The sequence below is a fragment of the Hymenobacter gummosus genome (assembly GCF_003970915.1).
Classification (GTDB): domain Bacteria; phylum Bacteroidota; class Bacteroidia; order Cytophagales; family Hymenobacteraceae; genus Solirubrum; species Solirubrum gummosum.
Genome location: NZ_RXOF01000012.1, coordinates 132,331 through 158,939, shown reverse-complemented (window position 1 = coordinate 158,939; position 26,609 = coordinate 132,331). Strand labels below are relative to the sequence as shown.

General features: G+C 64.6%; 25 protein-coding genes. 10 read left to right on the top strand and 15 right to left on the bottom strand.

Translation table 11 applies throughout. The annotated features are described in order from the left end of the window. Nucleotides 1-94: 94 nt before the first annotated feature. Both EJV47_RS19345 and chrA read left to right on the top strand, forming a co-directional pair. Nucleotides 95-1,081 carry an isopenicillin N synthase family dioxygenase gene (locus EJV47_RS19345; protein WP_126694822.1) on the top strand — a complete coding sequence of 329 codons (987 nt, stop codon included), beginning with the start codon at nucleotides 95-97 and terminating at the stop codon, nucleotides 1,079-1,081. A gap of 326 nt (nucleotides 1,082-1,407) precedes the next feature. After that, nucleotides 1,408-2,679 carry a chromate efflux transporter gene (chrA, locus tag EJV47_RS19340; protein WP_126694821.1) on the top strand — a complete coding sequence of 424 codons (1,272 nt, stop codon included), beginning with the start codon at nucleotides 1,408-1,410 and terminating at the stop codon, nucleotides 2,677-2,679. Between the two features lie 296 nt (nucleotides 2,680-2,975). Here the strand turns inward: chrA and rfbA are convergent, their stop codons facing one another. The 8 genes from rfbA to EJV47_RS19300 form a co-directional block, all read right to left on the bottom strand. Further along, nucleotides 2,976-3,854 (bottom strand): glucose-1-phosphate thymidylyltransferase RfbA, encoded by an 879-nt coding sequence (gene rfbA, locus EJV47_RS19335; protein ID WP_126694820.1) that lies wholly within the window; start codon nucleotides 3,852-3,854, stop codon nucleotides 2,976-2,978. 103 nt (nucleotides 3,855-3,957) lie between these two features. Then, complete coding sequence (locus EJV47_RS19330; protein ID WP_126694819.1) at nucleotides 3,958-4,965, bottom strand: SDR family oxidoreductase; 1,008 nt, start codon at nucleotides 4,963-4,965, stop codon at nucleotides 3,958-3,960. A 111-nt stretch (nucleotides 4,966-5,076) separates the two neighbouring features. Further along, on the bottom strand, nucleotides 5,077-6,132 hold the full coding sequence (rfbB, locus tag EJV47_RS19325) for a dTDP-glucose 4,6-dehydratase (RefSeq protein ID WP_126694818.1): 1,056 nt from the start codon (nucleotides 6,130-6,132) through the stop codon (nucleotides 5,077-5,079). Between the two features lie 81 nt (nucleotides 6,133-6,213). Beyond that, nucleotides 6,214-7,245, bottom strand: coding sequence for a UDP-glucose 4-epimerase GalE (galE, locus tag EJV47_RS19320; RefSeq protein ID WP_126694817.1), 1,032 nt, complete (start codon nucleotides 7,243-7,245; stop codon nucleotides 6,214-6,216). A 101-nt stretch (nucleotides 7,246-7,346) separates the two neighbouring features. Beyond that, nucleotides 7,347-8,648: a nucleotide sugar dehydrogenase gene (locus tag EJV47_RS19315; RefSeq protein ID WP_126694816.1), complete on the bottom strand. Its 1,302-nt coding sequence runs from the start codon at nucleotides 8,646-8,648 to the stop codon at nucleotides 7,347-7,349. Between the two features lie 16 nt (nucleotides 8,649-8,664). Further along, a complete protein-coding gene (locus tag EJV47_RS19310) occupies nucleotides 8,665-9,270 on the bottom strand; it encodes an acyltransferase (RefSeq protein ID WP_126694815.1) in 606 nt (201 codons plus the stop codon). Between the two features lie 64 nt (nucleotides 9,271-9,334). Beyond that, nucleotides 9,335-10,228: a peptide chain release factor N(5)-glutamine methyltransferase gene (gene prmC / locus EJV47_RS19305; RefSeq protein ID WP_126694814.1), complete on the bottom strand. Its 894-nt coding sequence runs from the start codon at nucleotides 10,226-10,228 to the stop codon at nucleotides 9,335-9,337. A gap of 41 nt (nucleotides 10,229-10,269) precedes the next feature. After that, the gene (locus EJV47_RS19300; RefSeq protein ID WP_126694813.1) at nucleotides 10,270-10,629 is read right to left on the bottom strand and encodes a hypothetical protein; all 360 of its coding nucleotides are present in this window, start codon (nucleotides 10,627-10,629) and stop codon (nucleotides 10,270-10,272) included. A gap of 129 nt (nucleotides 10,630-10,758) precedes the next feature. Between EJV47_RS19300 and ribD the strand changes: the two genes are divergently transcribed. The 5 genes from ribD to EJV47_RS19275 all read left to right on the top strand — a co-directional run bounded on the left by ribD (nucleotide 10,759) and on the right by EJV47_RS19275 (nucleotide 14,978). Continuing rightward, nucleotides 10,759-11,829: a bifunctional diaminohydroxyphosphoribosylaminopyrimidine deaminase/5-amino-6-(5-phosphoribosylamino)uracil reductase RibD gene (ribD, locus tag EJV47_RS19295; RefSeq protein WP_126694812.1), complete on the top strand. Its 1,071-nt coding sequence runs from the start codon at nucleotides 10,759-10,761 to the stop codon at nucleotides 11,827-11,829. A gap of 147 nt (nucleotides 11,830-11,976) precedes the next feature. Next, a complete protein-coding gene (locus tag EJV47_RS19290) occupies nucleotides 11,977-12,459 on the top strand; it encodes a GAF domain-containing protein (protein ID WP_126694811.1) in 483 nt (160 codons plus the stop codon). A gap of 137 nt (nucleotides 12,460-12,596) precedes the next feature. Continuing rightward, nucleotides 12,597-13,292 carry a Cj0371 family chemotaxis-regulating polar lipoprotein gene (locus tag EJV47_RS19285; protein ID WP_126694810.1) on the top strand — a complete coding sequence of 232 codons (696 nt, stop codon included), beginning with the start codon at nucleotides 12,597-12,599 and terminating at the stop codon, nucleotides 13,290-13,292. Between the two features lie 16 nt (nucleotides 13,293-13,308). Further along, the gene (locus EJV47_RS19280) at nucleotides 13,309-13,794 is read left to right on the top strand and encodes a hypothetical protein (protein ID WP_126694809.1); all 486 of its coding nucleotides are present in this window, start codon (nucleotides 13,309-13,311) and stop codon (nucleotides 13,792-13,794) included. Beyond that, nucleotides 13,791-14,978, top strand: coding sequence for a glutathionylspermidine synthase family protein (locus EJV47_RS19275; RefSeq protein ID WP_126694808.1), 1,188 nt, complete (start codon nucleotides 13,791-13,793; stop codon nucleotides 14,976-14,978). The genes EJV47_RS19280 and EJV47_RS19275 overlap by 4 nt, the downstream gene beginning before the upstream one ends. A gap of 237 nt (nucleotides 14,979-15,215) precedes the next feature. Here the strand turns inward: EJV47_RS19275 and EJV47_RS19270 are convergent, their stop codons facing one another. The 4 genes from EJV47_RS19270 to EJV47_RS19255 form a co-directional block, all read right to left on the bottom strand. Continuing rightward, entirely contained in the window at nucleotides 15,216-15,896 is a 681-nt protein-coding gene (locus EJV47_RS19270) for a phosphatidylserine decarboxylase family protein (RefSeq protein WP_126694807.1), read from the bottom strand. A 266-nt stretch (nucleotides 15,897-16,162) separates the two neighbouring features. Beyond that, complete coding sequence (locus tag EJV47_RS19265; RefSeq protein WP_126694806.1) at nucleotides 16,163-17,452, bottom strand: Glu/Leu/Phe/Val family dehydrogenase; 1,290 nt, start codon at nucleotides 17,450-17,452, stop codon at nucleotides 16,163-16,165. An 844-nt stretch (nucleotides 17,453-18,296) separates the two neighbouring features. After that, complete coding sequence (locus tag EJV47_RS19260) at nucleotides 18,297-19,304, bottom strand: phosphatidate cytidylyltransferase (protein ID WP_165903832.1); 1,008 nt, start codon at nucleotides 19,302-19,304, stop codon at nucleotides 18,297-18,299. Between the two features lie 123 nt (nucleotides 19,305-19,427). Continuing rightward, on the bottom strand, nucleotides 19,428-20,432 hold the full coding sequence (locus EJV47_RS19255) for a CPBP family intramembrane glutamic endopeptidase (RefSeq protein ID WP_165903831.1): 1,005 nt from the start codon (nucleotides 20,430-20,432) through the stop codon (nucleotides 19,428-19,430). Between the two features lie 348 nt (nucleotides 20,433-20,780). Here EJV47_RS19255 and dusB point away from each other — a divergent pair, with 348 nt between their 5' ends. The 3 genes from dusB to EJV47_RS19240 all read left to right on the top strand — a co-directional run bounded on the left by dusB (nucleotide 20,781) and on the right by EJV47_RS19240 (nucleotide 23,906). Continuing rightward, nucleotides 20,781-21,767 (top strand): tRNA dihydrouridine synthase DusB, encoded by a 987-nt coding sequence (dusB, locus tag EJV47_RS19250; RefSeq protein WP_126694803.1) that lies wholly within the window; start codon nucleotides 20,781-20,783, stop codon nucleotides 21,765-21,767. 18 nt (nucleotides 21,768-21,785) lie between these two features. Continuing rightward, nucleotides 21,786-22,856 carry a hypothetical protein gene (locus EJV47_RS19245; protein ID WP_126694802.1) on the top strand — a complete coding sequence of 357 codons (1,071 nt, stop codon included), beginning with the start codon at nucleotides 21,786-21,788 and terminating at the stop codon, nucleotides 22,854-22,856. Nucleotides 22,857-22,940: 84 nt separating this feature from the next. Continuing rightward, entirely contained in the window at nucleotides 22,941-23,906 is a 966-nt protein-coding gene (locus tag EJV47_RS19240) for a DMT family transporter (protein WP_243651226.1), read from the top strand. 214 nt (nucleotides 23,907-24,120) lie between these two features. Here the strand turns inward: EJV47_RS19240 and EJV47_RS19235 are convergent, their stop codons facing one another. The 3 genes from EJV47_RS19235 to EJV47_RS19225 form a co-directional block, all read right to left on the bottom strand. After that, on the bottom strand, nucleotides 24,121-24,699 hold the full coding sequence (locus EJV47_RS19235; protein WP_126694801.1) for a hypothetical protein: 579 nt from the start codon (nucleotides 24,697-24,699) through the stop codon (nucleotides 24,121-24,123). Nucleotides 24,700-24,728: 29 nt separating this feature from the next. Then, nucleotides 24,729-25,709, bottom strand: coding sequence for a lipid A deacylase LpxR family protein (locus EJV47_RS19230; RefSeq protein WP_126694800.1), 981 nt, complete (start codon nucleotides 25,707-25,709; stop codon nucleotides 24,729-24,731). Between the two features lie 179 nt (nucleotides 25,710-25,888). Next, nucleotides 25,889-26,515, bottom strand: coding sequence for a hypothetical protein (locus tag EJV47_RS19225; protein WP_126694799.1), 627 nt, complete (start codon nucleotides 26,513-26,515; stop codon nucleotides 25,889-25,891). Nucleotides 26,516-26,609 lie beyond the last annotated feature (94 nt).

Genomic DNA, 26,609 nt, shown 5'->3' with positions numbered 1-26,609 from the left:
TATACGGGCCCGGAGTTCCAAAAATGGCAATCAGATTTTAAGTATCTTGCCGAACTACGAAAAAGACGTTCCCCAAACGAAATTCCCACTCGCTATGAGCGAAAAACTGTTGGAGGAAATCCCCTCGCTGGACCTGGCGGATTTCCGCTCCGGTGACCCGGAGCGCAAGGCAAAATTTGTGCAGCAGCTCGGCGAAGCCTACCAGAACATCGGCTTCATCGCCCTGAAAAACCACGGCCTCAACGACGAGCAGACCCAGAAGCTGTACGCCGACGTGAAAGCCTTTTTCAGCCTCCCCGACGAGGTAAAGCAGCAGTACGAAAAGCCGGAGCTGGCCGGCCAGCGCGGCTACGTGAGCAAGGGCAAGGAGCACGCCAAGGGCCGCAACACCGGCGACCTGAAGGAGTTCTACCACGTGGGCCAGGAGGTCGACGACCCCTCGGACCCCATCGGCAAAGAGTACCCCGATAACATCTGGCCCAAGGAGGTCGACAGCTTCGCCACTACCTCGCTGACCACCTACAAAACCCTGGAAGCCGCCGGCAAGGACGTGCTGCGCGCCATTGCCCTGTACCTGAACCTGCCGGAAAACTACTTCGACGACAAGGTGCGCAACGGCAACAGCATTCTGCGCCCCATTCACTACTACCCCATCGAAAACCCCGATGAGGTGCCGGCCGACGCCGTGCGCGCCGCCGAACACGGCGACATCAACCTCATCACGCTGCTGATGGGCGCCTCGGCCGACGGCCTGCAGGTGAAGCGCCGCGACGGGAAGTGGATTCCCATCACCGCCCTGCCCGACCAGATTGTGGTGAACGTGGGCGACATGCTGCAGCGCCTCACCAACGGCGTGCTCAAGAGCACCATTCACCGCGTGGTGAACCCGCCCCGCGAGAAAATGAACTCCTCGCGCTACAGCATCCCGTTCTTCATGCACCCGCGCTCCGAAATGAGCCTGGCCGCCCTCGACAGCTGCGTGACCCCCGACAACCCCAAGCAGCAGGAAGACATTACCGCCGGTGAGTTCCTGAATGAGCGCCTCATCGAGCTGGGCCTGAAGAAGAAGTCGACCATGTAATCACGGATTCGTACGGATTAATCCGGATTTCACGGATTTTGTGGACGATTGGACGAAGTGGTGCCACGACTTTTGGAGTCGTGGCACTACTGGTTTTAGGCGGTTGGTACCCGCGTCGTAGTGCGTCGTCTGCGTCGTAGCGCGAACTTGTAGTTCGCGTATCCAGCACGTTTGTCGTTGACCGATAAACAACGAGTCGTTCAGAATACGCGAACTACAAGTTCGCGCTACGACGCGGACGGCGCACACGTTCACCACCCGGGGCGCAGTTGGCCGTTCGGGCCGGATTGTGCTTCTTTACTACTAGCTCCTCTCCCACCCCGCCCGTGCAGCCCTCCGAACCGGCCGATGTAAAGCTGGCGCCGCCGCCGAAGCGGCTGCGCGCCAAGCGCGTGCGCGGCATTATCTTCCTAAAGGACGTGGCCGTGCTCGGCTGCACGGCATTCGGCGGGCCGCAGGCGCACACGGCCATGATGCTGCGGCTGCTGGTGGACAAGCGGCGCTACCTCACCTCGGCCGAGCTGCTGGAGCTGATGGCCCTGTGCCAGGTGCTGCCCGGCCCCGGCTCCACCCAGACGATTACCGCCATCGGCTTCCGGCTGGGCGGGCCCAACCTGGCCTACCTCACCCTGCTCATCTGGATGCTGCCCTCGGTGCTGCTGATGACGGCGGCGGCCCTGAGCCTGAACTACCTCGACAAGGACCTGGTGGCCCGACTGGTGCGCTTCGTGCAGCCGGTGGCCGTGGGCTTCGTGGCGTATTCGGCCTACAAGATTGCCGAGAAGGTCATTCACACCAAGACCTCGGTGGCCCTGCTGGTCATAGCCGCCCTGGTGGCCTATTTCTTCCAGCTGCCTTGGGTGCTGCCGCTGCTGCTCGTCGGCGGCGGCTTGGTCACCACCTTCCGCTACCGCAAGCTGCCGCAGATTACCGACAAGGAGCCGCTGCGGGTAGAGTGGGCCAACTTTGCGCTGTGGCTGGGCGTGTTTCTGCTGGCGGCTTTGCTCGGCCACTACACCCGCGAGCTGCCGGTACGCCTGTTCGAAAACTTCTACCGCAACGGCTCCCTGGTGTTCGGGGGCGGGCAGGTGCTGGCCCCGCTGCTCTACGCCGAGTTCGTGGAGTTCAAGCAGTACCTCTCGGGCCCGGAGTTTCTTTCTGGCTACGGCCTGACGCAGGCGCTGCCCGGGCCCAACTTCTCCATCGCCGCCTACATCGGGGCCCTGGCCATGCGCGACTACGGCACCACCGGGCAGCTGGTGGGCGCGCTGGTGGGCGCGGTGGGCATCTTCATGCCCGGCACCCTGCTCATCTTCTTCCTGATCCGCTTCTGGGACCAGCTCAAGCAGTACCGCGTGGTCAAAGCCTCGCTGGAAGGCATCAACGCCGTGTCGGCCGGCCTGGTGGTGGCGGCTACGTTTCTGCTCTACCACCCCCTGCCCGACGGCCCCGTGTGGCACATGCCCGGCCGCTACGGCGTGGATCTGCCGCTGAACCCGCTGCTGGTGGGCGCCACCTTCCTGGTGCTGCTCTGGGACCGGCTGCCCTCCTACGTGCTGGTGCTGGGCGCCATCCTGCTGGGGGCCCTGCTGCCGTGAATTGTTTGGGAAGAGGAAGGAAGGATACGCTAAAAAGCCCGTCATCCTGAGCAGAGCGAACCGAAGGAAGGCGCAGCCAAGGACCTTCGCTCTGCCCTCGCACCGCCGACAATGCCAGCGTACTGACGCTTTGCAGCTAGAACGATAAAAGCGCAGCCACCAACGCTAAGAAGTTGGTAGCTGCGCTTTTCAGTTGGCATTTGTTGGCTCCCGCACGTTGTCATTGGCGGCGGTGCGGGGCCAGAGGAAGGTCCTTCGGCTGCGCCTCAGGATGACGGGCTTCCTTTCCCTTACAATTAACTGCCGAGCACCAGTTGCTCGGGCAGGCGCAGCAGATAGTCGCCGTAGCCGCTTTTGCGCAGGGGCTCGGCAATACGGCGCAGCTGCTCGGCGTCGATGAAGCCCTGGCGGTAGGCCACTTCCTCAATGGAGCCGACTTTCAGGCCCTGCCGCTGCTCAATCACGCGCACAAACTCGCCGGCCTGCATCAGGCTCTCGAAAGTGCCCGTGTCGAGCCAGGCCGTGCCGCGGCCCAGGATGCCCACCTGCAGCTTGCCGCGGCGCAGGTACTCCTGGTTCACGTCCGTTATTTCGTACTCGCCGCGGGCCGAGGGCTGCAGGTTGCGGGCAATGCTGACCACCTCGTTGTCGTAGAAGTACAGGCCCGGCACGGCGTAGTTGCTTTTGGGCTGCTTGGGCTTCTCCTCGATGCTGAGGGCCTGCCGGTTGGCATCGAACTCCACCACGCCGTAGCGCTCCGGGTCGTGCACGTGGTAGGCGAAGACCACCCCGCCGTCGGGGTCGTTGTTGCGCTTGAGCAGCTGCTCCATGCCTGCCCCGTAGAAGATATTGTCGCCCAGCACCAGGGCCACTTTGTCCTGGCCGATGAAGTCGGCACCGAGCACGAAGGCCTGGGCCAGGCCGTTGGGCACCTCCTGCACCACGTACTCGAAGCGGCAGCCCAGGCTGCGCCCGTCGCCGAGCAGCTTACGGAACTGCGGCTGGTCGTGCGGGGTGGTGATGATGAGGATTTCGCGGATACCCGCCATCATCAGAATCGACAGCGGATAGTAAATCATCGGCTTGTCGTACACCGGCATGAGCTGCTTGCTGACGGCCAGCGTGAGCGGGTGCAGCCGGGTGCCGGAGCCGCCGGCCAGAATGATGCCTTTCATCGGAGGTAGAATTGTTAAATGGCCAAATTGTCAAATTGCTGCTCATTCCGGCCATCGGAACGATTAACAATTTAACAATTCGGCCATTTAGCCATTTGAGCGGCTAATTCCGCTCCTGAATAAACGCCTCGTTGCTGCGGAACCAGTCCAGGGTTTTTTTCAGCCCCTCGCGGATGCGCACCTGCGGGTCGTAGCCGAGCAGGCGCTGGGCCTTGCTGATGTCGGCCAGGGAGTCGCGGATGTCGCCGGCGCGGTTGGGGCCGTACTCGGGCGTGATGTCGACGCCGGCTTCCTCCTTGAGGATGTTGAACAAATCGTTCAGCGAGGTGCGGTCGGCCACGGCAATGTTGTACACCTGGTTTACCGCCTCCGGGTTCTGCACCAGCGCGGCGCGGATGTTGGCCTGCACGCAGTTTTCCACGAAGGTGAAGTCGCGCGTCTGCCCCCCGTCACCGTTGATGCGCGGGGCCTTGCCCTGCAGCACCGCGTCGATGAACAGCGGAATAACGGCGGCGTAGGCCCCGTTCGGGTCCTGGCGCGGGCCGAAGATGTTGAAGTAGCGCAGCCCGATGATTTCCATGCCGTAGGTTTTGCCAAACACGTCGGCGTACAGCTCGTTGGCGTACTTGGTCACGGCGTAGGGCGACAGGGGCTTGCCGATGCGGTCCTCAATCTTGGGCAGGTGGGGCGAGTCGCCGTAGGTCGACGACGAAGCGGCGTACACGAAGCGCTTCACGCCGGCGTCCTTGGCGGCCACCAGCATGTTCACGAACCCCCCCACGTTCACGTCGTTGGAGGTGATGGGGTCGTTGATGGAGCGTGGCACCGAGCCCAGCGCCGCCTGGTGCAGCACCACGTCGACGCCCTCGCAGGCCTTGCGGCAGGCCTCCGGGTCGCGGATGTCGCCGTCGAGGATTTCCAGCGCGGGGTGGCCCTCAAACAGGCGCAGGTTCTTGCGGAAGCCGTTGGAGTAGTTGTCGAAGGTGCGCACCTTTTTCACCCCGTACTTCAGCAGGTACTCCACGATGTTGGAGCCGATAAAGCCGGCGCCACCGGTCACGAGGAAGGTCAGGTTATCGAGCGGCTGCTCGTGGAAGGGGGAATCGTACATGTTTGTCAATTAATAATTAAGAATTAATAATTAAGAATTGTGCCAGCCGCTACCAGCCGAGCTAATCCCGCCTTTGGCGCAATTATTAATTCTTAATTATCAATTATTAATTCAGCGTGAAGCGTACTGCTGGCGGTAGTAGTCCTGGTACTGGCCGCTGGTCACGCGCTGCAGCCACTCCTGGTTGTCGAGGTACCAGTCGACGGTCTGGCGCAGGCCCTGCTCGAAGGTGACGGAGGGCTGCCAGCCCAGCTCCTGCATGATTTTCGAGGAGTCGATGGCGTAGCGCAAGTCGTGGCCGGCGCGGTCGGTGACGAACTTGATGAGCTGCCGCGAGGTGCCCTGAGGCTTGTTCAGCTTCTCGTCCATCACGTCGCAGAGCAGGTGAATCAAATCGAGGTTCTTCCACTCGTTCACGCCGCCGATGTTGTAGGTTTCGCCCACCCGGCCGCGGTGAAACACCGCGTCGATGGCCGTGGCGTGGTCCTTCACGAACAGCCAGTCGCGCACGTTTTCGCCCTTGCCGTACACCGGAATGGCCTCGCCCTGCTGGATGCGGTGCAAAGCCAGCGGGATGAGCTTCTCGGGGAAGTGGTTGGGCCCGTAGTTGTTCGAGCAGTTCGACAGCTTTACCGGCAGGTGGTAAGTGTGGTGCCAGGCCCGCACGAAGTGGTCCGACGACGCCTTGGAGGCCGAATAGGGCGAACGAGGGTCATAGGCCGTCTGCTCCGTAAATAGGCCGCCGTCCATTTCCAGGGAGCCGTACACCTCGTCGGTGCTCACGTGGTAGAACACGTGACCCTCGTAGCCCTTGGGCTGCCAGAGGTTGCGGGCCGCGTGCAGCAGGTGCACCGTACCCAGCACGTTGGTCTTCACGAAGGCCAGCGGGTCGGTGATGCTGCGGTCCACGTGCGACTCGGCCGCGAGGTGAATCACCGCGTCGGGCTCCTCGGTGGCAAAAAGCTGGTCGACAAAGGCCTGGTCGGTCAGGTCGCCCTTGATGAAGCGGTAATTGGGCCGGTCCTCAATGTCGCGCAGGTTCTCCAGGTTGCCCGCGTAGGTCAGCGCGTCCAGGTTCAGCACCTGATACTCGGGGTACTTCGTTACGAACAGCCGCACCACGTGCGACCCGATAAACCCAGCCCCGCCGGTAATGAGGAGTTTCATCTTCGTTGAATGGTTAAATGGCTGAATGGCTAAATGACTGGCTGTTCAACGAAGCGTCTGAACGGCCAGCCATTTAGCCATTTAGCCATTTGACAATGAAACCAGATGCTGCTGCCAGCGCCAGGCCGTAGCCAGGCCTTCCCGCAGTTCTACTTCGGTGCGGAAGCCCAGCACCTCGGCGGCCTGGGTGGCGTCGGCGTAAATGGCGGGCACGTCGCCGGTGCGGCGCGGGCCCACGCGGTACTTCAGCGGCTGGCCGGTTACCTCCTCGAAGGTGCGCACCACTTCCAGCACGGTGTTGCCGCGGCCGGTGCCCACATTGAAGGTTTCCACCTCGGCGGCTTTGCCGTCGAGCTGGCGCTGCACGGCCACCACGTGGGCCCGGGCCAGGTCACCCACGTAGATGTAGTCGCGCACGCAGGAGCCGTCGGGCGTGTCGTAGTCGGTGCCGTACACGGTCAGTTCCTCGCGCCAGCCGGCGGCGGTCTGCGTCACGAAGGGCACCAGGTTGTTGGGCACGCCCAGCGGCAGCTCCCCGATGCGCCCCGAGGGGTGCGCCCCGATGGGGTTGAAGTAGCGCAGCAGGATGGTCTTGATGTCGTTGCCCGGGGCCTGGGCCAGGTCGCGCAGAATGTCCTCGCACATCTGCTTGGTGCGGGCATACGGCGAAGAAGGCGGCTTGATGGGCGTTTCTTCCGTCACGGGCAGCACATCGGGCACGCCGTACACGGTGCAGGACGAGGAAAACACCAGGTTGTGCACGCCTTGCTCCTGCATCAGCTCCAGCAGCACCAGCAGGGAGCCAACGTTGTTCTGGAAATAAGCCAGCGGCTTCTGCAGGGATTCGCCCACGGCCTTGTGGGCCGCGAAGTGAATCACGCCCGCTACCGGCGCCTCCGTCTCGAACACCCCGCGGAAAGCCGCCTTGTCGTTGCAGTCGACGTTGTAGCTTTTCACCTCGGTGCCCAGGATGGCCCGCAGCCCTTCCAGCACCGATTCGTGGGAGTTAGAGAAATTATCGACGATAATCGGCTCAAACCCCGCTTCCTGCAGGGCTACCACCGTGTGCGAGCCGATATAGCCCGCCCCGCCCGTGACGAGAATCTTCTTCATGGTCAAATGGCTAAATGGCTGCATGGTTAAATGGTTGATTGTTCTCGCGTCGCCAGAACGACCAGCCATTTAACCATCCAGCCATTTGACAATACTAATGATTACAGGCTCCAGTAGTGCAGGGCGTCGCCGGTGATTTTCTCGCGGAACAGGCCTTTGATGTCGACCAGCACGGCCTGCTCGGCGGTGATGGACTTGAAGTAGGCCTCGTCCTTCTCGGTGTAGGGCTTGTGGCTCACGGCCACGATGACCGCGTCGTAGTCCGAGCCGATGTTTTCCTGCGGGGTCAGGCGGAAGCCGTACTCGTGGTGCAGCTCGTCGGAGTCGGCGTGCGGGTCCACGATGTCGATGTTCACGCTGAAGTTCTTCAGCTCGTTGATGACGTCGGCCACCTTGGAGTTGCGGATGTCCTCCACGTTTTCCTTAAAGGTCGCGCCCATCACCAGCACCTTCGACTTGGCCACGTCCTTGCCCTGCTTGATCATCATCTGCACGGTTTTGCGCGCGATGTAAGCGCCCATGCCGTCGTTGGTGGTGCGGCCCGAGAGGATAACCTTCGCGTCGTAGCCCAGCTCCTTGGCCTTGTAGGTGAGGTAGTACGGGTCCACGCCGATGCAGTGGCCGCCCACCAGGCCGGGGCTGAACTTGAGGAAGTTCCACTTGGTGCCGGCGGCTTCCAGCACCTCGTAGGTGTTGATGCGCATGCGGTCGAAAATCATCGACAGCTCGTTCATCAGGGCGATGTTCACGTCGCGCTGGGTGTTTTCGATGATCTTGGCGGCCTCGGCTACCTTAATCGACGACGCCCGGTGCACGCCGGCCTTCACCACCAGCTCGTAGGTCTTGGCAATTTCCTCCAATGACTCGGCGTCGCAGCCGGCTACCACTTTCACGATGGTGGCCAGGGTGTGCTCCTTGTCGCCGGGGTTGATGCGCTCGGGCGAGTAGCCCACCTTGAAGTCGGTGGGGAACTTCAGGCCCGACTCGCGCTCCAGGATCGGAATGCAGTCCTCCTCGGTGCAGCCCGGGTACACGGTCGATTCGTACACTACGTAGTCGCCGGCTTTCAGCACCTTGCCCACCGTGGTGGAGGCGCCAATGAGCGGCTTCAGGTCGGGCATGGCGTGCTCGTCGATGGGCGTGGGCACGGCCACCACGAAGAAGCGGGCCTCGCGCAGCACGTCGAGCGAGTCGGTGAAGGTGATGTCGCAGCCTTCAAACGCGGAGGCGTCCAGCTCGCCGCTGGGGTCCACGTTGTTGCGCATCATCTCCACGCGCTGGGCGTTGATATCGAAGCCGATGACGCTGATTTTGCGGGCAAATTCCAGGGCGATGGGCAGGCCCACGTAGCCCAGGCCGATGACGGCCAGCTTGGCCTCTTTGTTCAGTAACTGCTCGTACACAGGTCGTTGCGTTGGTTTACGCGTTGGGGTCGGGAGTAATACAGGTAAGCGTACCGCTGCGGCCGAGGCTGTACACTTCGCCGCTTTCGGGGCAGCTGGCGTAGCCTTGCGCGTCGAATTTGAGGGTGTGGCCTAGGCGGCTCATCCAGCCGCGGCGCTTGGCGGGGTTGCCGTACACCAGGGCGTAGGCGGGCACATCCTTGGTCACCACCGCGCCGGCGCCCACGAAGGCGTAGTCGCCCAGCGTCACGCCGCAGATGATGGTGGCATTGGCCCCGATGGTCACGCCGCGGCCCAGCTTGGTGGGCTGGTACTCATGGCGGCGCGGCACGGCGGCGCGGGGGTTGATGACGTTGGTAAACACTGCCGAGGGCCCGATGAACACGTTGTCGGCGCACTCTACGCCGGTATACAGGCTCACGTTGTTCTGCACCTTCACATTGCGCCCCAGCCGTACGTCGTCGGCCACGAATACGTTCTGGCCCAGCGTGCAGTCTTCCCCGATTTCGGCCCCGGCGCTGACGTGGCAGAAGTGCCAGATGCGCGTACCGGTACCGATGCGGCAGCCTTCGTCGAGCACGGCGGTAGGATGCGCAAAGTAATCAGGGCTTTTCGTGGGCATGGGGGCAGGCGTCAGGTCGGGCGGATGGGTCGGGTTTTCGGCGGGCAAAGGTAGGCCTTTTCACTTAGACGCCATCGGCTTGTACGGCAGCCGTACGGCCCGGCCAGCTGGCGCGCACCATGCGCGGCCGGCCGCTCATATCGGGCAGGCAGCGGGCCCCGGTGTAGCCGCGCCCGGTGAGCAGCTGCAGGGTTTCGGCGGGCAGGGCCTCGTTGATTTCAAAGTAGATGCTGCCGCCCGCCCGCAGCAGCGTGGTGCCCAGCGCGGCCAACCGGCGGTAAAACACCAGCGGGTCGGCGTCGGGCACGAACAGGGCCGTGCCGGGCTCGTAGTCCAGCACGTTGGCCCGCATCAGCTCCCGCTCCGACTCGCGCACGTAGGGCGGATTGCTCACCAGCACGTCGAGGCTGCCGGGTGCGAGGCCGGGCGGGTCCTGAGCCAGGATGTCGGCCTGCAGCCACTGCACCCGCGGGGCGTAGCGCTGCCCGTTCTGCCGCGCCACCGCCAGCGCCCCGGCCGATACGTCGAGGCCCCACACTTCACTTTCGGGCAGCTGCCGGGCCAGGGCCAGCGGAATGCAGCCCGAGCCGGTGCCCACGTCGAGCACGCGCAGCCCGCGGCGGCCGGTCTGTTCCTGGGCGATGAGCTGCACCAGCTCCTCGGTTTCGGGGCGCGGTATGAGCGTGGCGGGCGTCACCAGCAGGTCCATGTCGAAGAAAGGGGCGGTGCCCAGCACGTACTGCAGGGGCTCGTGGCGCAGCAGGCGCGGCAGCCAGGCCGCAGCCTGCCGCTGCGCCTCGGCGGGCACCGGCTCCTGGGCGCGCAGGCGGCGCTGCAGCGGGTCCAGCTCCAGCAGGTGCTCCACGAGGCGCACGGCCACGCTGGCGGCTTCGGGCGTGGGGTACAGGGCCTGCAGGGCCTCGGTAAGCTGGTCGGTGAGCTGGCGGATGGTAATCATGCTGGCGCGGGTTTTTGAACGGGTGGAACGGATGGCCGACGTTACTCGTCGTGCCGGCTCAACACCTGTAGCTTCGGCTGGAAGTCCGGGCAGGCATTTTGTTCATCCAGTTGCCGCAGCAGGCGCCACATCGTTTTATCGGGGCCGCGCAGTTCGTACTGCTCCGCGTGGTAGCGCAGCGTCAAGCCCGCCACCGCGGCATCGAAATACACCAAGCCGCCGAAGTCGTACTCGTGCGCGAGCAGCTGGCCAATGGTGTCGACGCCAGTCACGATGGCGGCATCGACGTAGCCGCTGCTGGGGTGCCAGGTGTCGCCCAGCTCCCGGATATGAATCGGCTCCGCTGGCGGAAACAGCCGGAGCAGGTGCTTGAGCGGGCAGTCGGCCAGTAATATCCGCATGCAGATGGTGTTGTGCAGCCCCGGGCTTTGGTTTCGTCGGCAAAAGTAACGCGGCAACCTGCACCGCCCCGCTAACTACTTCTGCTTACTTTGCCCACCCGCGCCGTCCGTCATCCGTTCTATCCGCCCATGAATCCGTCAACCTCCGTGGCTCCCGCCGACTTCACACCCCACGACCAGCTGCTGATGCGCCGCGCCCTCGACCTGGCGGTGCTGGGCGCCCACACGGCCCGGCCCAACCCCATGGTGGGCTGCGTGGTGGCCGATGCCGCGGGCCGGGTGGTGGCCGAGGGCTGGCACGAGCAGTACGGCGGCCCCCACGCCGAAGTCAATGCCCTGAACCGGGTGCCGGCGGCGGTGGACCTGGGCCAGTGCCGGGTGTACGTAACGCTGGAGCCCTGCTCGCACTTCGGCAAAACCCCGCCCTGCGCCGATTTGCTCATTGCCCGCGGCGTGCGCGACGTGGTGGTGTGCAACCACGACCCCAACCCGCTGGTGGCCGGCCGCGGCCTGCAGAAGCTGCGCGAGGCGGGCATCCGGGTGCGCACCGGGCTGCTGGAGGCCGAGGGTCGCTGGCTGAACCGCCGCTTTTTCACCGTGCAGGAGCAGAACCGTCCCTACCTCATCCTGAAGTGGGCCGAGTCGCGGGACGGTTTCGTGGCCGGACCGAACGCGCAGCCGGTACCCATCAGCGGACCGGCGGCCAAGATGCTGGTGCACCGCTGGCGCACCGAGGAGCAGGCCATCATGGTGGGCACCCGCACGGCGCTGAACGACAACCCCCAGCTGAACGTGCGCGAGTGGCCCGGGCCCAACCCCGTGCGTCTGGTCATCGACCGCAGCCTGACCTTGCCGGCCACCCACCACCTGTTCGACGGCGCCCAGCCCACGGTGGTGTACACCAACAAGGAGCAGCCCGACCGCGACAACCTGAGCTTCGTGACGGTGCCCGCCCAGCAGCCGCTGCTGCCCGCCATCCTCGACGACCTCAACGAGCGGCGGATTCAGTCGGTGCTGGTGGAGGGCGGCCCGGCCCTGCACACCATGCTGCTCGAAGCCGGCCTCTGGGACGAAATCCGGGTGCTGCGCAGCCAGCACGTGCGCATCGGCGCGGGCGGCGTGGTGGCCCCGCCCCTGAGCCTCACCGGCCTGCGGGAGCACCGCGTCATCGGCCCCGACGAGCTGTTCGTGTTTGGCTAGGCGGTGAGATGGTGAGTAGTGAAATGGTGAATGATGTTTAGACGGGCAGTCTTCGATTCGACGTCATGCACCGCCTTCCGCACTATCCCGTCGTAATTTTGTTATCCGAACGTCAACTCACCATTTCACCACTCACCATTTCGCCAAATGGCCGAAGACCTGCTTCTTGACCGTACGCTTTCCAAAGCCCAGCAATACCAGGCCCTGCTGCCGCAGATTGAGGCCCTGACCACCGGGGAGCCGGACCAGGTGGCCAACCTGGCCAACGCCATGGCCGCGCTCAAGGAGGCCTTCGGCTTTTTCTGGGTGGGCGTGTACGTGGTGCGCGGCGAGGAGCTGGTGCTCGGGCCGTTCCAGGGGCCGGTGGCCTGCACCCGCATCCGCTACGGCAAGGGCGTGTGCGGCGCGGCCTGGGCCCAGGCCCGCACCCTGCTGGTGCCCGACGTGGAGCAGTTTCCCGGTCACATTGCCTGCAGCTCCCTGTCGAAGTCGGAAATCGTAGTGCCCATCCTGAAAGACGGCGCCGTGGTAGCCGTGCTCGACGTAGACAGTGACCAGCTCGACGACTTCGACGCCGACGACCAGCAGTACCTGGAGCAGCTCTGCGCCCGCATGAGCGCCTGGTTCTAAAATCACGGATTACTACGGATTAGCTTCGCTGAACTTCGTTTCGACGGATTTCGCGGATTTTGTGGACGATTTGCCGTCGGCTAGACCATTTGCCCGTTTAATTCGCCAGTAACCCTGCTCCTTCTTTCCTTTCTGCTATGAACCGTCCCTTCTACCCCCTCGGCGACTGGCGCCGCAACCTGCTGCTCGTCACGGCCGCGGCCAGCCTGGGCCTGGCCGTGCTGCCCGCCTGCTCTTCCAATGACAACCGCCGCGAAGAAACCGCCGGCGACTGGAGCGGGCAGACCAGCGGGGAGTCGTTCAGCAAGGGCGTCATCACCGAAATGACCGAGGTGCAGCCCGGCCAGTGGAAAATCACCGCCGAGCGCCCCGCCGGCAAGGAGGAGGTGGCCGCCATCCTGCGCCATTTTGATGGCAAGGTGGACACCCTGCAGGGCCAGGCGCTGCAGCAGCAGATGCAGGACTACAGCCGCCGCTACCCCGAAAACCGCGTGGGCGGCACCAGCATGATGGACGTGCTGATGTGGGGCGGCATCGGTTACATGGCCGGGCGCTGGCTCACGCCCAACCCCGGCTACTACGCCTCGCCCGGTATCTTCCAGCGCAACAACGGCTGGCGCAGCGACATTGCCCGCGAGCGGCAGAACGAGGGCCGGGGCTTTTTCGGCCGCGGCTTTACCGGCTCGCGCACCACGCCCAACGGCGGCATCACGCCTAGCGCCAGCTACGTCCGCAGCACTTCCCGCGGCAGCACTTTCCGCAGCTCCGCGCCCAGCGGCAGCCGCAGCAGCGGCTTCGGCAGCCGGGCCCGCTCGGGCGGGTTTGGGGGGTAGCGCAGCCAAAGCAGGTATGCCGGCACCCCGCCTTATTAGCTATGACTACCGTTACTCGCACGGCGGAAGGCTGGTGTTTAGCGCCGTGATGCTGCTGGTTATCCTGCCTTTCTATTGGCTTGGTTTCCGCGGCGGCTTTGTGACGCTCTGGCTACTGGTTGCCCTCCTGATTAACCTGCCAGGCCTGGTCTGGCCTACCCGAACGCTCTATGCCAGCGCCGGCAATCTGGTATTCAAGAGCTTGTTCCGCCCCACCGTCAGCTACCCCGCATCAGCGTTTGTGCGGGTGGAGGCTGGCCATTCGCAGCACTGGCAAAAAGCGCATCTGGTATTTGCAGACGATAAGCGCTATCCAGTAGTTTTCACGCACGCTATCAAGAAATCTTACTTTTTCCTGGTCTTCGAAGAAGAGAAAAAGACCGCAGCCGAACTAAACCGGTATATCCGCACTGCCTTGGCTGAATCGGCTTTCGTTCCCGCGCCCAACGCCCCCACCGCATGACTGCTCCCGCTATTCGCCTGCTGCCGCTTACCGGCGACATTGAACCCGCCATCCGCCGCCTGGGCTGGGACTGGGCCGTGGAAGACGCCTGCGCCGCTTACCTGGCCCCCGAGGCCCTGGCCCTCACCGAGCCCGAGGCCGAAGAGCTGCTGCAGGCCGCCGACTCGCTCTACGAAATGATGGTGGAGGCCGTGCCGGACGACCTGCCCGACGACTTTCTGCGGCAGCTCGGCATCCCCGCCAACCTCTGGGACGCCGTGCGCCACTCGTGGAACGACGAGCGGCACTGGCACCTCTACGGCCGCTTCGATCTGGCTGCCACGCCCGAGGGCCCCAAGCTGGTGGAGTTCAACGCCGACACGGCCACCAGCATCCCCGAAACCGCAGTGGTGCAGTGGGCCAGCCTGATGGCCGCCGGTCTGCCCGAAAATCAGGAGCAGGCCAACGGCTTGTTCGAGGGCTTGGAGCTGCAGCTGCGCGAGTGGCGCGAGCTAAACAACGACCTCACGCCCAGCCTGCTGCTGGTGTACCTGCCCGACAGCGCCGAAGACGAAACCAACTGCGCCGTGCTGGCCGAAGCTGCCCGCAGCGCGGGCTTCAGCACCGCCCACGTCTGCCCCGTCGATGCCATGCAGGTGGCGGCCCAGGGCGAGGACCGCGGCGTGTGGGCCGAGGTGGAACCGGGCAAGTGGCAGCGCTTCGGCTTCGTGTTCAAGCTGGTGCCCTGGGAGCTGCTGGCCGGGGAGGAGCCCGAGCTGACCCAGGACCTGACCGACCTCATGCGCAGCCGCGACCTGGTCATTGCCAACCCCGCCTACAGCCTGATTTTCCAGAGCAAAGCCATGCTGGCCCGCCTCTGGGAAGTGTTTCCGCACCACCCGCTGCTGGTCGAGGCCAGCCTCACGGACCTGAGCGGCCACCACGTGCGCAAGCCCCTGTTCGGCCGCGAGGGCCAGAATCTCACCGAGATGCAGGGCGCCCAGGTGCAGCAGGAGCAGCCCGGCGACTACGCCGACCAGCCTCAGGTGCGCCAGCAGTGGCTGCCCTTCCCCGCCGACGAGCAGGGCCGCCGCTACCAGGCCGGCGTGTTCTGGGCCGGCGAAGCCTGTGCCCTCTCCTTCCGCCGCGACCCGGGCATCATCACCAACCTCTCAGAATTCGTCCCGCACATCATCAACGAATAATCACGGATTGGTGCGGATTTGACGGATTACACGGATTTTGTGGACGATTGAACGGAGGGTGCCACGACTTTTGGAGTCGTGGCACCACTTCGTTTAAGCTGTGCCGTTTGGACAGCCCATTCGGTTTTCAGTCATGAGAGCTTAAAAAAAGAGGTGCCACGGCTTTGAGCCGTGGCACCACCTGGGACAATCGTCCACAAAATCCGTGTAATCCGTCAAATCCGCACCAATCCGTGATTAGAACAAAGTCGGGCTGGGGGTTTTCAGCTGGGCAATGACGGTCTGCCCGCCTTTTACTTTCTCGCCGATCTGCACTTTCACGTCGGTATCGACGGGCACGAACACGTCGACGCGGGAGCCGAACTTAATAAAGCCGAACTCCTCGCCCTGGCTTACTTCGTCGCCCTCGTTCACGTACCACACGATGCGGCGGGCCATGGCGCCGGCAATCTGCCGGAAGAGCACCTGCGGGCCGGCTTCGGTTTCCACCACCACGGTGGTGCGCTCGTTCTTGGTGCTGCTCTTCGGGTGCCAGGCCACCAGGTACTTGCCGGGGTGGTACTTGAAGTACTTCACCGTGCCCGACACCGGGTTGCGGGTGATGTGCACGTTGATGGGCGACATGAAGATGCTGATCTGCTTGCGCACCCCGTCGAAAAACTCCGGCTCGTGTACGTCCTCAATCACCACCACCTTGCCGTCGGCCGGGGCAATGACGATGTCCTCGTGGGTGAGCAGGTTGCGGTAGGGGCTGCGGAAAAACTGCAGCAGCAGCAGAAACGCCACCACCGACACGCCCGAAAACACGCGGTTGAAGCCCACGCCCTGCTCGTTGAACATGTACAGGAGCAAGTTGACGGCCAGCAGTGCCAGCAGGGTAAAGAACAGGATGCGGCGACCTTCTTTGTGAATCTTCATAAATCGCAGATTAACGCTGATCTACTTGATTTCGCTGATTTAGGATACAATCAGCCAAGGCAAGTAGTAGCAAGCGCGCGGACGAAGCGGGGCTAAAGGGTGAGCGGGAAGCGGAGTGTGGTTACAAAGATAGCCCGGACCTCGCGGCCCGGGCTACCTCACAATAGTAAAACTGAACGGGCTAACGGGCGCAACGTCTGCCGAAAAAAATCAGCGAACCGAAGGTCGGCGTAGCCAAATCAGGCCAATCAGCGCAAATCAGTGATTTAGAAGCTGCCGCGGAACTTGTAGGTCTGGGCGACTTTGTCGATGGCTACCACGTAGGCGGCGATGCGCATCGGCACGTTGTACTTCTGGCTGGTGGCGTACACCTTCTCGAAGGCGTCGGACATGATGCGGTCGGCGCGCTCGGTCACCATTTCCTCGGTCCATTTGAAGCCCTGGCGGTTCTGCACCCACTCGAAGTAGGACACGGTCACGCCGCCGGAGTTGGCCAGGATGTCGGGCACCACCATGATGCCCTTCTCGTTGATGATGGGGTCGGCCGAGGCGGAGGTGGGGCCGTTGGCACCTTCCACAATCAGGCGGGCCTTGATATCGTGGGCGTTGTGCTCGGTGATGACGTCCTCCACGGCGGCGGGCACCAGCACGTCGACGGGCAGGGTGAGCAAATCGTCGGCGTTGTCCATCAGCGTGGCACCGGTGTAGCCGTCGAGGCGGCCCTTGTGGGCGTTCTTGTAGGCAATGGCCTCGTCGATGTTGATGCCGTTGTCGTTCCAGTAGGCGCCCGACACGTCGGATACGGCCTTGATTTTCACGCCCTGCTCGCAGAGCAGCTTGGCGGCCCAGGAGCCCACGTTGCCGAAGCCCTGCACGGCGGCGGAGGACTCCTCGGGCTTCATGCCCAGCTTGCGCATAGCGGCCAGGGCCGATACCATCACGCCGCGGCCGGTGGCCTCGGTGCGGCCCAGGGAGCCGCCCATTACCAGGGGCTTGCCCGTCACCACGGCCGGGGTGGTGGCACCCACGGTCTTCGAGAACTCGTCCATCAGCCAGGCCATTTCGCGGGGGCCGGTACCCATGTCGGGGGCCGGAATGTCGCGGTCGGGGCCGAATACGTCCTTCATGGCCAGCGTGTAAGCGCGGGTGAGGCGCTCAATCTCGCCGGCCGACATGGCGGTGGGGTCGCAGATGATGCCGCCTTTGGCGCCGCCGTAGGGCAGGTCGACCACGGCGCACTTCCAGGTCATCCAGGCCGCCAGGGCTTTCACCTCGTCGAGGTGCACGTTCTTATCGTAGCGGATGCCGCCTTTGGAGGGGCCGAGCACGGTGTTGTGCACCACGCGGTAGCCTTCGAATACGCGGACTTCGCCGTTGTCCATCGTCACGGGGATGTGCACGATAACCTGCTTGTCGGCGGCTTTGAGCACGTTGTAGGTCGCGTCGTCGAGGCCGAGGATATCGGCCGCTACGTTGAAGCGCGACATCATCGATTCGAGCGGGTTCTCGCGGTCCACCTTCGGGGCCGGCTCCTTGTAGACGGTTGCTGAGGCCATGCTGTTGATCGGGTAAGTGAGGGGTTGGGAATGTGGGGGAATGCAGAAACAGCGCCGCCCGCAAGCGGCCACCGGGCCGGCGTACGGGCGAAAAAGCGCGCCAAAGGTAGTAGGATTCCCCGACTAGCTTCGTGTACGAGGCTTACAGTCGTTAGGTAGCCAAAAAAGTTGCGTTTTCCGCTGGTTTAGCAGATTAAAATGTCAGCGGCGAGGTGGTAGAAACGCCCGGCGAGGCAGTAGCTCACGTCGGCGAGACGGTAGGTCGTACCGGCGAGGCGGTAGGAAGCATCGTTGAAGTAGTAGGTCGCGTCGGAGAGGCGGCAGGTTGTGTCGGAGAGATGGTAGGAAGCATCTGCGAGGCGGTAGGAACGATCTGCGAGGCCGTAGGTGGCATCTCGGAGGCGGTAGGAACTACCTACGAGGTAGTTGGAACGTGCTCCGAGGCAGTTGGAGCGTGCTCGGAGCCGGTTGGGAGCAGCTGCGAGGTGGTTGGAGCGCCTACGGTTTCCTATCGTGCAACGACGCCCGCGCTGTGGCGCGGGCCTACGCGGGCTATGGCAGCGTCTGCTGACGGCTGTGGCGCCACCTTGACTTGGGGGCTGCAGCCGCGTAGCGGCGCCACGTCAATAGCATGGTTTGGTTGAAATGAATCCGAGCTCCGTAGGAGCGGCACCTTGACCGCGCGGGTCGGGTGCCGCTCCTACGGAGCTCGAAACGTTCTTGCCTGCCAATTTCTATTGACGTGGCGCCGCTACGCGGCTGGGGGCCCGTGCTGGCTGGGCGGCCGGTTGTTGGTGGCTCCGGGTGGCGCGCTGAGGGAGAAGGGCTTGAAGGCCGTTGCAGCCTACGCGCCGAAGAGCAGCTGCAGCACCACCAGCACGGGCACCACGAAGAGGAAAGCGTCGAACCGGTCGAGCAGGCCGCCGTGGCCGGGCAGGATGCGGCCGGAGTCTTTCACGCCCACGCTGCGCTTGAGCATGGACTCGGCCAAATCGCCCAGCACGCCGAAGACGGACACGACTAGGGCGGCGACGAGGCGGGTGACGAGGGGCATTTCGGGGATGAGGTAGCCCAGGGCCCAGCCCACACCGAGGGTGAGCAGGGTGCCGCCGACCCAGCCTTCCCAGGTTTTGCCGGGCGAGATGCTGGGGGCCAGCTTGTGCTTGCCGAAGTTTTTGCCCGCAATGTAGGCGCCCGTGTCGGCAGCCCAGACCAGGAACAGCAGGCCGAAGATGCGGCGGTAGTCATAGCCGCCGGCGGTGAAGGCCAGCACGTTGAGCCCGCTCATGGGCAGCGTGACGTAGAACAAGCCGAGCAGGGCCACGCCGACGTTGGGGAAGGGCGAGAAGGGCTGCTTCTCGCGCGGCCACCAGAACATTTCCCGCATGATGAGGATGATGGGCAGCAAGAACAACAAAGCGGCCGTCCCTACGGTCAAGAAATGTCCTATCGTTACACGCCAAGCAGCATCAGCTGGCACAGGTGGAGCGCCATCAACTATGCTAATGAATTCATAATGTGAAGCTGCAGAGTTGAGGCTACCATTAAGAACGAGAGGGGAATAGAAGAACCAGCCATTCACAATACAGTACACCGCCGCGAAAATTAGCAGGCTCACCCCAATCCCGATAATGGCTGCCGGCTTGTAGTTCAGCTCTTTCATCATGCGGTAGAACTCCCAGAGCATGCGGGCCTGCACCAGGCCGAAGAACAGGCCGAACGTCCAGCCGCTGTACCAGATGGAGCCCAGCAGCAGCACGGCGCCCAATACGCCGGAAATGATGCGCTGCCACATGTTGGACATGCCGGGTTTCTGCGGGGCGGCGGAATCAGGAGTGGTAGGGGTGGTCAAGGCGGTCGGTGGGATTCTTAAGGATAAAGTGGTTGTCGGGCAGCCGATTCGCCTTCCCCCCCGGCCCCCTCGCCGAAAAAGGAGAGGGGGAGCCAGACGAGTACCAGGCATATAAGTAACGGACTAGGCCCGGGGCGGCTCGGCACTATCGATGCCGTGGCTGGTGAGGGTGTGGCCGGCTACGGGCGGGGCCGGGCGACGCACTTCCACGCCGTGGCTGGTGAGGGTATGGGCCTCGGCCACGGGCGGGGCGGCCAGTTCGGCGCGGCGCTGATAGAGCCAGTAGAGCAGGCCGGCGGTGAGCAGCAACGACACCAGAGCAAGGGGCCAGGGCAGCGCCTCGTTGGCGTCGGCATCGAACTGAATGGTGCCGCGCTGCTGCAGGTAGAGTAGCAGCAGCTGGGCGAAGTTCTGGGCGAAGTGGGCGGCCATCGACACGGCAATGTTGCCGCTCCACACGAACAGGTAGCCGAGCATGACGCCCAGAATCATGCGCGGAAAGAAGCCGAAGAACTGCACGTGAATGGCGCTGAACACCGCGGCCGACAGCCACACGCCCCAGTGCACGGAGTTCGTCCAGCGGCTGAGCTGGCGCAGCACCACGCCGCGGAACGTCAGCTCCTCGGCAATGGCCGGAATGATGGCCACCACCACCACGGCCACCAGAAACCGCTCGAAAGAGCTGAAGCGGGTGAGGAAGGTAGTGAGCGTCTGGGCCTGGTCTTCGTAGAGGCGGGCGGCTTTTTCCCAGCTGTAGAGAAAGGGCGGCAGGTGCAGGCCGGCGTTCCAGGCAATGAGGATGGACATGGCCGGCACACTGATGATAATCAGCCCGATGGCGGCCAGCAGCCAGGTGGCCGAGAAGGGCCGCCAGGCCAGGCGAGAGGCGGCATCCCGGCGCAGGCTGGTGAAGGTGAGCAGGGCCCAGGCGCCGCCGCCGAAGCCCAGCAGCAGCGGAATGCCCTGCATGAGCATGAGTACGCCCCAGCCCTCGGGATGATTCTGGGGCCGGGCCATAACGTCGGTGACCTGCATGAGCACCCCGGTGCCGTAGAGCACGCCCACGCCGGCCATGGCAATGAATAAGCCCAGGCACATGCCGCCGACCACCAGCAAAACCAGGAGCATCAGCGCCAGGGCGGGGTGCAGGGGGGGGGTGGGAGCTTGGGGTCTTGGGGTCTTGGGGGCGGCGGGGCTGGGGGGCATGGGCATTTGTCTGGAACCAGAGGCGGGCGGGGCGGGTTGGGGCTGAGCTGGCGGGGCGGCGGGGCGGCGGCGGCTGACGACGGCCCGACCACAAGCCAGGTATACGGGTCATCGGAAATCGGCGGCCTACCGGCCCCAATCTCCCAAGCGCCTTAGCCCCCAAGACCATAATACTCTCGTAAATTTGCGCAAAATACGCTAACGAGGCGCGTCCGGTGGCCGGGGCATTTGCCCGCCTTTGCCGCCGGGGGCCCGCCAGGCGCCCTTCCTATGGTTCACATCCGCAACATTGCCCTGCCCGATTTCCCCTTGCTGCTCGCCCCGATGGAGGACGTGTCGGACCCGCCCTTCCGCGCCGTGTGCAAGCAGGGCGGGGCAGATTTGATGTACACCGAGTTCGTGTCGTCGGAGGGGCTGATCCGGGCGGCGGCCAAGAGCCGGCAGAAGCTGGACGTGTTCGACTACGAGCGGCCCATCGGCATTCAGCTGTTCGGCTCCGACGTGGACACGATGGGCGAGTGCGCCCGCATCAGCACCGTGGCCGGCCCCGACCTCATCGACATCAACTACGGCTGCCCGGTGAAGCAGGTGGCCTGCAAGGGTGCCGGCGCGGCCCTGCTGCGCGACATTCCGAAGATGGTGGCCATGACCGAGGCCGTGGTGAAGGCCACCCACCTGCCCGTGACGGTGAAAACCCGCCTGGGCTGGGACGAGTCGACTAAGAACGTGGAGGAAGTGGCCGAGCGCCTGCAGGACATCGGCATCGAGGCCCTGACGGTGCACGGCCGCACCCGGGTGCAGATGTACAAGGGCGACGCCGACTGGCGGCTGATTGCGGCCATCAAGAACAACCCGCGCATCCGCATCCCGATTTTCGGCAACGGCGACATTGATTCGCCCGAAAAGGCCGTGGAGTACAAGAACCGCTACGGCGTCGACGGCATCATGATTGGCCGGGCCGCCATCGGCTACCCCTGGATTTTCCGCGAAATCAAGCACTTCGTGGCTACGGGCGAGAAGCTGGCCCCGCCCACCCTGGAGGAGCGGGTGCAGGCCTGCGTGATGCACTTCGAGAAGAGCATCGAGTGGAAGGGGCCGAAGCTGGGCATTTTCGAGATGCGCCGGCACTACGCGCACTACTTCAAGGGGCTGGTGGGCGCCAAGCAGTGGCGCACCCAGCTGGTGGAAGCCGGCACGCCCGACGAGGTGCGGGCCATCCTGGCCACCATTGCGCAGAGCGAGGCGGTGTACGCGTAAGCTAGGACTGGTTCGGCTATGAGGCGCCGCATTCTTTTCACGGGGCTGCTGCTGGGCATGGGGCTCGGGGCAGCCCCGTTGGCTTGGTCGCAGGTGGAGTATTGGCAGAGCCGGCTGCACCAGGACTCCACGTTTATGCAACGGCACCGCATCCGGACGGTCACGGAATTTTGGAGTGCCGACGAGGAACACCCGCAGCAGTTGGCCGAGCAAACGACTACCCGCTACTCCCGCACCGGCCGGTGGCTGAGCGCCGACGACCCGCACGCCGATGACCCCGATTACGAAACCAGGGGGCCGCGCCGCGAAGAGGTGTACGTGAAGGATGCGCAGGGCCGCACTGAGGCCACCGAGCACCACATCGATGGGGAGCTGGAATCGGTGGAGCACTGGCTGTACGGCTGGCACGACAAGGTCATCCAGCGCTACGTGCACGAAACCGGGCTGTACGGGCAGCCCGAACGCTGGGATTTCAAGGAAACCACGCACTACGACTTGCGCGGCAATGCCGTGGAGGGCGTTTACAACGGGGCGAATATGCTGTACGGGCGGCTGTCGTTTCCAACGCGCTGGCGGGCCAGCTACGACTACGCCGGACGCCGCATTGCCACCGTGGAGTACCAAGAACTGATTTACCCCAAACGAACCGACTCGACTTATTACAACGACCGGGGCCAAGTAATCCGGCAGGTGAGCTACTACTACCGCCAGGGCCAGCCCCAGCTCGGCGACCTGTGGGTACAGCAGTACGACGCCGCCGGCCGGCTCGTGCAGCGCATTGAAACCGAGAACGGCGGACAGTGGCAGAAAATCCTCCTTATGCGCTACCGCCCCGACGGGTTGCCTGCTGGGTCAGTGCAGTATTCGGCCCACTTGCCGGCTGTCAGCAACTGGCTGCAGGCCCTGCGGCGCACCGTGGACACCCTGCGCTTGGCCCGCGACTTTGCCCAGGAGCACCACATATACCGCTACAACCAGCGCGGGTTGCAGGAGGAAATTAGCCGGTATAAACACCCCGGCACCGGGCCGCTCAACGAAGCTCAGGACCTAGTGTGGCGCGACGTGTGGCGCTACACCTACTACCGCTAAGGCCCCGCGCCCCCAAACCGGCCCGGTCTAAATCAGCGGACCGGTCCGCAACCGGCCGGGCGGTTCTTCCGACCTTTGCGCCGCATGTCCTCCTCTACTCCCGCCCCCGCCCTTACTGCTGCCCCCGCCTCCCCCACCGTGGCCGGCCCGCCCCCGCACCAGCCCACCACGCTGATGGCCTGGGTGCTGCTGGTGGTGCTGGCCGCCATCTGGGGCACCTCGTTTATCCTGATGAAGAAGGGGTTGCTGGTGTTTTCGGCCGTGGAGCTGGGCGCCACCCGCGTGACGGTGGCCGCCCTGCTGCTGCTGCCCTTCGCGCTGCAGCACGTGCGACGGGTGGAGCGCAGCCGCTTTAAGTGGCTGCTGCTGAGCGGGGTCGTCGGCACGCTGATTCCGGCCTTCCTTTTCGCCTACGCCGAAACCAAGCTGGCCTCGGGCCTGGCCGGGGTGCTCAACGCGCTGACCGTGGCTTTTACCCTGCTGGTGGGCGCGCTGCTGTTCGGGCAGCGCATTACCTGGCTGCGGGCCGTCGGCATTGCGGCCGGGCTCCTGGGCACCGTGGTGCTGATGGGGCTGGGCGGCAGCGGCGGCGAGGCCACCCCCACCGGGCAGGGCAACGCCTGGTACGGGCTGTACATCGTGCTGGCCACGCTGGGCTACGGGGTGAGCATCAACATCATCAAGCACCACTTCCACGGCATTCCATCGGTGGCCGTAACGGGCCTGCTGCTCATGCTCATCGGCGGGCCGGCGGCGCTGTACCTGCTGCTCGGCACCGATTTCCTCTACAAGCTGCAGCACGTGCCCGGGGCCTGGACGGCCTTCGGCTACATTGCCCTGCTGGCCACGCTGAGCACGGCCGTGGCCATGGTGCTGTTCAATAAGCTCATCCAGCAGTCGACGGCCCTGTTTGCCTCCTCCAACACCTACCTGGTGCCCATCATGGCCCTGATCTGGGGCCGGCTCGACGGCGAGGTTATCAACGGCTGGCACCTGCTGGGCATGGGCATCATCCTGCTGAGCGTGTTCATCATCAACCGGGCGAAGTAACCCCCCGGATTGGCGCGGATGTTAGCTCCGCTAACCTTCGGTGGTAGCTGATTGTCCCACGAACAACGAGCCCGAATTCAACGGTCCTCCGGTGGTTGACCTCAGCAATTGGAAAGCGGTCCGGCTGCCTTTCAGGCTTCGGGCCAGTAAGCCAAGCTGCTCTTAGCAATTCGGGCCCAGATAGCAGTGCCGAACCAAACGGGACCGGGCAGGCTCAGGGCTTGGCGACCGGAGTGGGCCGCTTGAAGCTGAAGAACCAGTTGCGCAGCTGCTGGCTGTCGTCGCCCCGGCCGTCCCGGGGCACGAAGTAGAGCTGGTACACGATGCGGCCCAGGGTGAAGGTACGCAGGTACTTGACGCTGGGCTGACCAGCGGCATTGAGGGCCTGGAACTTGAGGGTAATGACGTCGGCGCCGGCTAGTTGCTCCACGGATTGCGTCAGCACCTCGCCTTTGGCCTGGGTCATCAGCAGCGGGATAGTCCGATCAGTGTAGTAGGCTTTGCGCTCGGCAAACGAAGCCGGCAACGGGGGCGGCTCGGCTAGCGGAATGCGGATGATGATGTAGGTAGCCACCCCATCCTCCAGCCGAAACGCCCGCGTGACCTGGGCCATCGGCTCGTTCTTACTGGCCGAGTTCCGGTCTTTCAGTGTTTGGGCCACGTTCAGTTCCTGGGGCTGCTCGGGCAGCCAGAGGTTCAGCTGCTCATCGACGCGGAAAGTCACGCCGCCGTCCTGCGCCGGGGCCGCCAGGCTGGTCAGAAGCAGACCAATAACAAATAGCAGGGCTTTCATTCCGGCCAAGGTAGGTAAGTCCTTGCGGGCTAGAACGCCACCAGCACGGCCAGCTGCGCCCAGCGGTGCCGCCGGGCACCCCGAAACTCGGGCGAAGTCTGCACGGTCGATAAGCTCAGACGCAGGCCCGCGTAGCCCAGCGCCAGCGTGGCCGTGCTGCGCAGCACGCCGCGGCGAATAGCGCCGGCCGGCAGCTCGTAGGGGTTGTCGCGGCGCAGCAGGCCGCCCTGCAGGGTGGCGTCGTAGCCGATGAGGCGGCCTTCAATCTGCCCTTCGGCGAAGAGCTGCAACCGACGGTAGCCAGCTGAATTCGAAGCGCGGCGCACGCCGAGGTCGGAGAGGTAAGGATTGAACAGGCCCAGGCGCAGGCGGGCATCGGCCGCGGCGTAGGTGCGCAGGGTGCCAAGGGCGGCCGTGCCGCCGCCCAGCAGCTCGGCCCAGCGGCCCAGGCCCCCGAGCCGCTGCTCCAGGCGCCCGGCGTAGCCCAGCACCAGGTCGTTGCGGATCTGGTAGTCCCAGCCCCGGGGCGTGGGCGCGCCGAGCAGCTCGTGCAGCTTGGTCTGGAAGCCTTTGGCCCCGGCCGCCGGCCCGATGACGCCCAGGCTCAGGCTGGTGGTCAGCCGGCGGTGGGCGCTGAGGCTGGCGTGGCGCAGGTACTCGGCGTAGAGGTAGGCGGCGTAGGGCCGGTCGCCGCGGCGGATAAAGGCGTCCTGAATGCGCAGCGGGGTGAAGCCGTCGTAGACCACGCGCAGGCCGTACCAGCTGCCCGCGGCGGCCGGGCGCAGGCGCAGCAGCCGGGCGCCGGGCAGGCGGTGCAGGGCCGGGTGCACCACCAAGCCCGTCATGCCCTGGGTGAAGTAGTAGTCGGTGCGGAAGTAGGCGTCGTTGGCGAAGGTGTAGGCGGCCAGCCGGTCGGGGCCGACGGAATCGGCCGCGGCCTGCTGGGCCCGGGCGGGGCGGCTCAGCAGCAGGCTCAGGCCAACCAACAAATAGACGCAGGCGCACTTCATTGCCGGCACATACGGCCGGCGGGCGGGGCGCAGTTTGGCGGCGCCGCCGAATCAGACCTGGCCCGACCCGGCGGCTGCCGCTTTTGCATAGCCCTGAGCCAGCGCCGCCCGGCCGGCTCACTACTGGGCTACCGAGTTTCGAGCGGCCGAAGCACCGGACGGCGCGCGGCCCCCCGGGGTCAGCCCGGCAGCAGGGCGCGGTAGCAGTAGGGCCACTCGTGGTAGCGCGGGGGCAGCTTCAGGCGCTGCGGGTGGGCCAGCAGGTACTGTTGCAGGCGCAGCAGCTCGGCCGCGTCGAGCACGGGCAGCTCGTGGAAGCCGGGCTGCCAGAAGTCGGCCTCCCGGGGCAGCTGCCCGCGCAGGATGCGGCGGGCCTGGCCGGCGGTGCGCTGGTGCAGCAGCTCCACGGCCTTGTAGAGCGAGAGGCCCCGGCCCGCCGGCTGGTGCAGCACGCAGTGCAGGTGGTTAAACGTCAGCACGAAGCCGGGCACGCGCAGGCCCTGTTCCTCCAGCAGCAACAGCTCCCCGGCCACGGCTTCGGCAATCTTCTCCTTTTCCAGGTAGCGGCCGCCCGTCAGGCCCGCGTCGAGCAGGGCGTCGAAGTCGGCAAAGAAGCGCTTCTCGGCCCGACGGTGGGCGTCCGGGGCGTCGTCGGCCGCAGGCGCCGCGCGGGCCGCTTCCTGGGCCGCTATGCGCTGCTGCTGCAGCTCACGGCCCGCCCGCGCGGGAATGGAGCCGGCCAGGCGCAGAGTGACGAGCAGGGTTTCGCCGGGCGGCAAGGGCGCGGGGGTAACGGGATTGGTCATGCAGGGGATAAGTCGAGAAAGTATGCCTCAATAAAGCAATAATGACCGACCTGCGCGCGGCAGCAGACGCCATGTCTCGCAGAGGTCCGCGGAG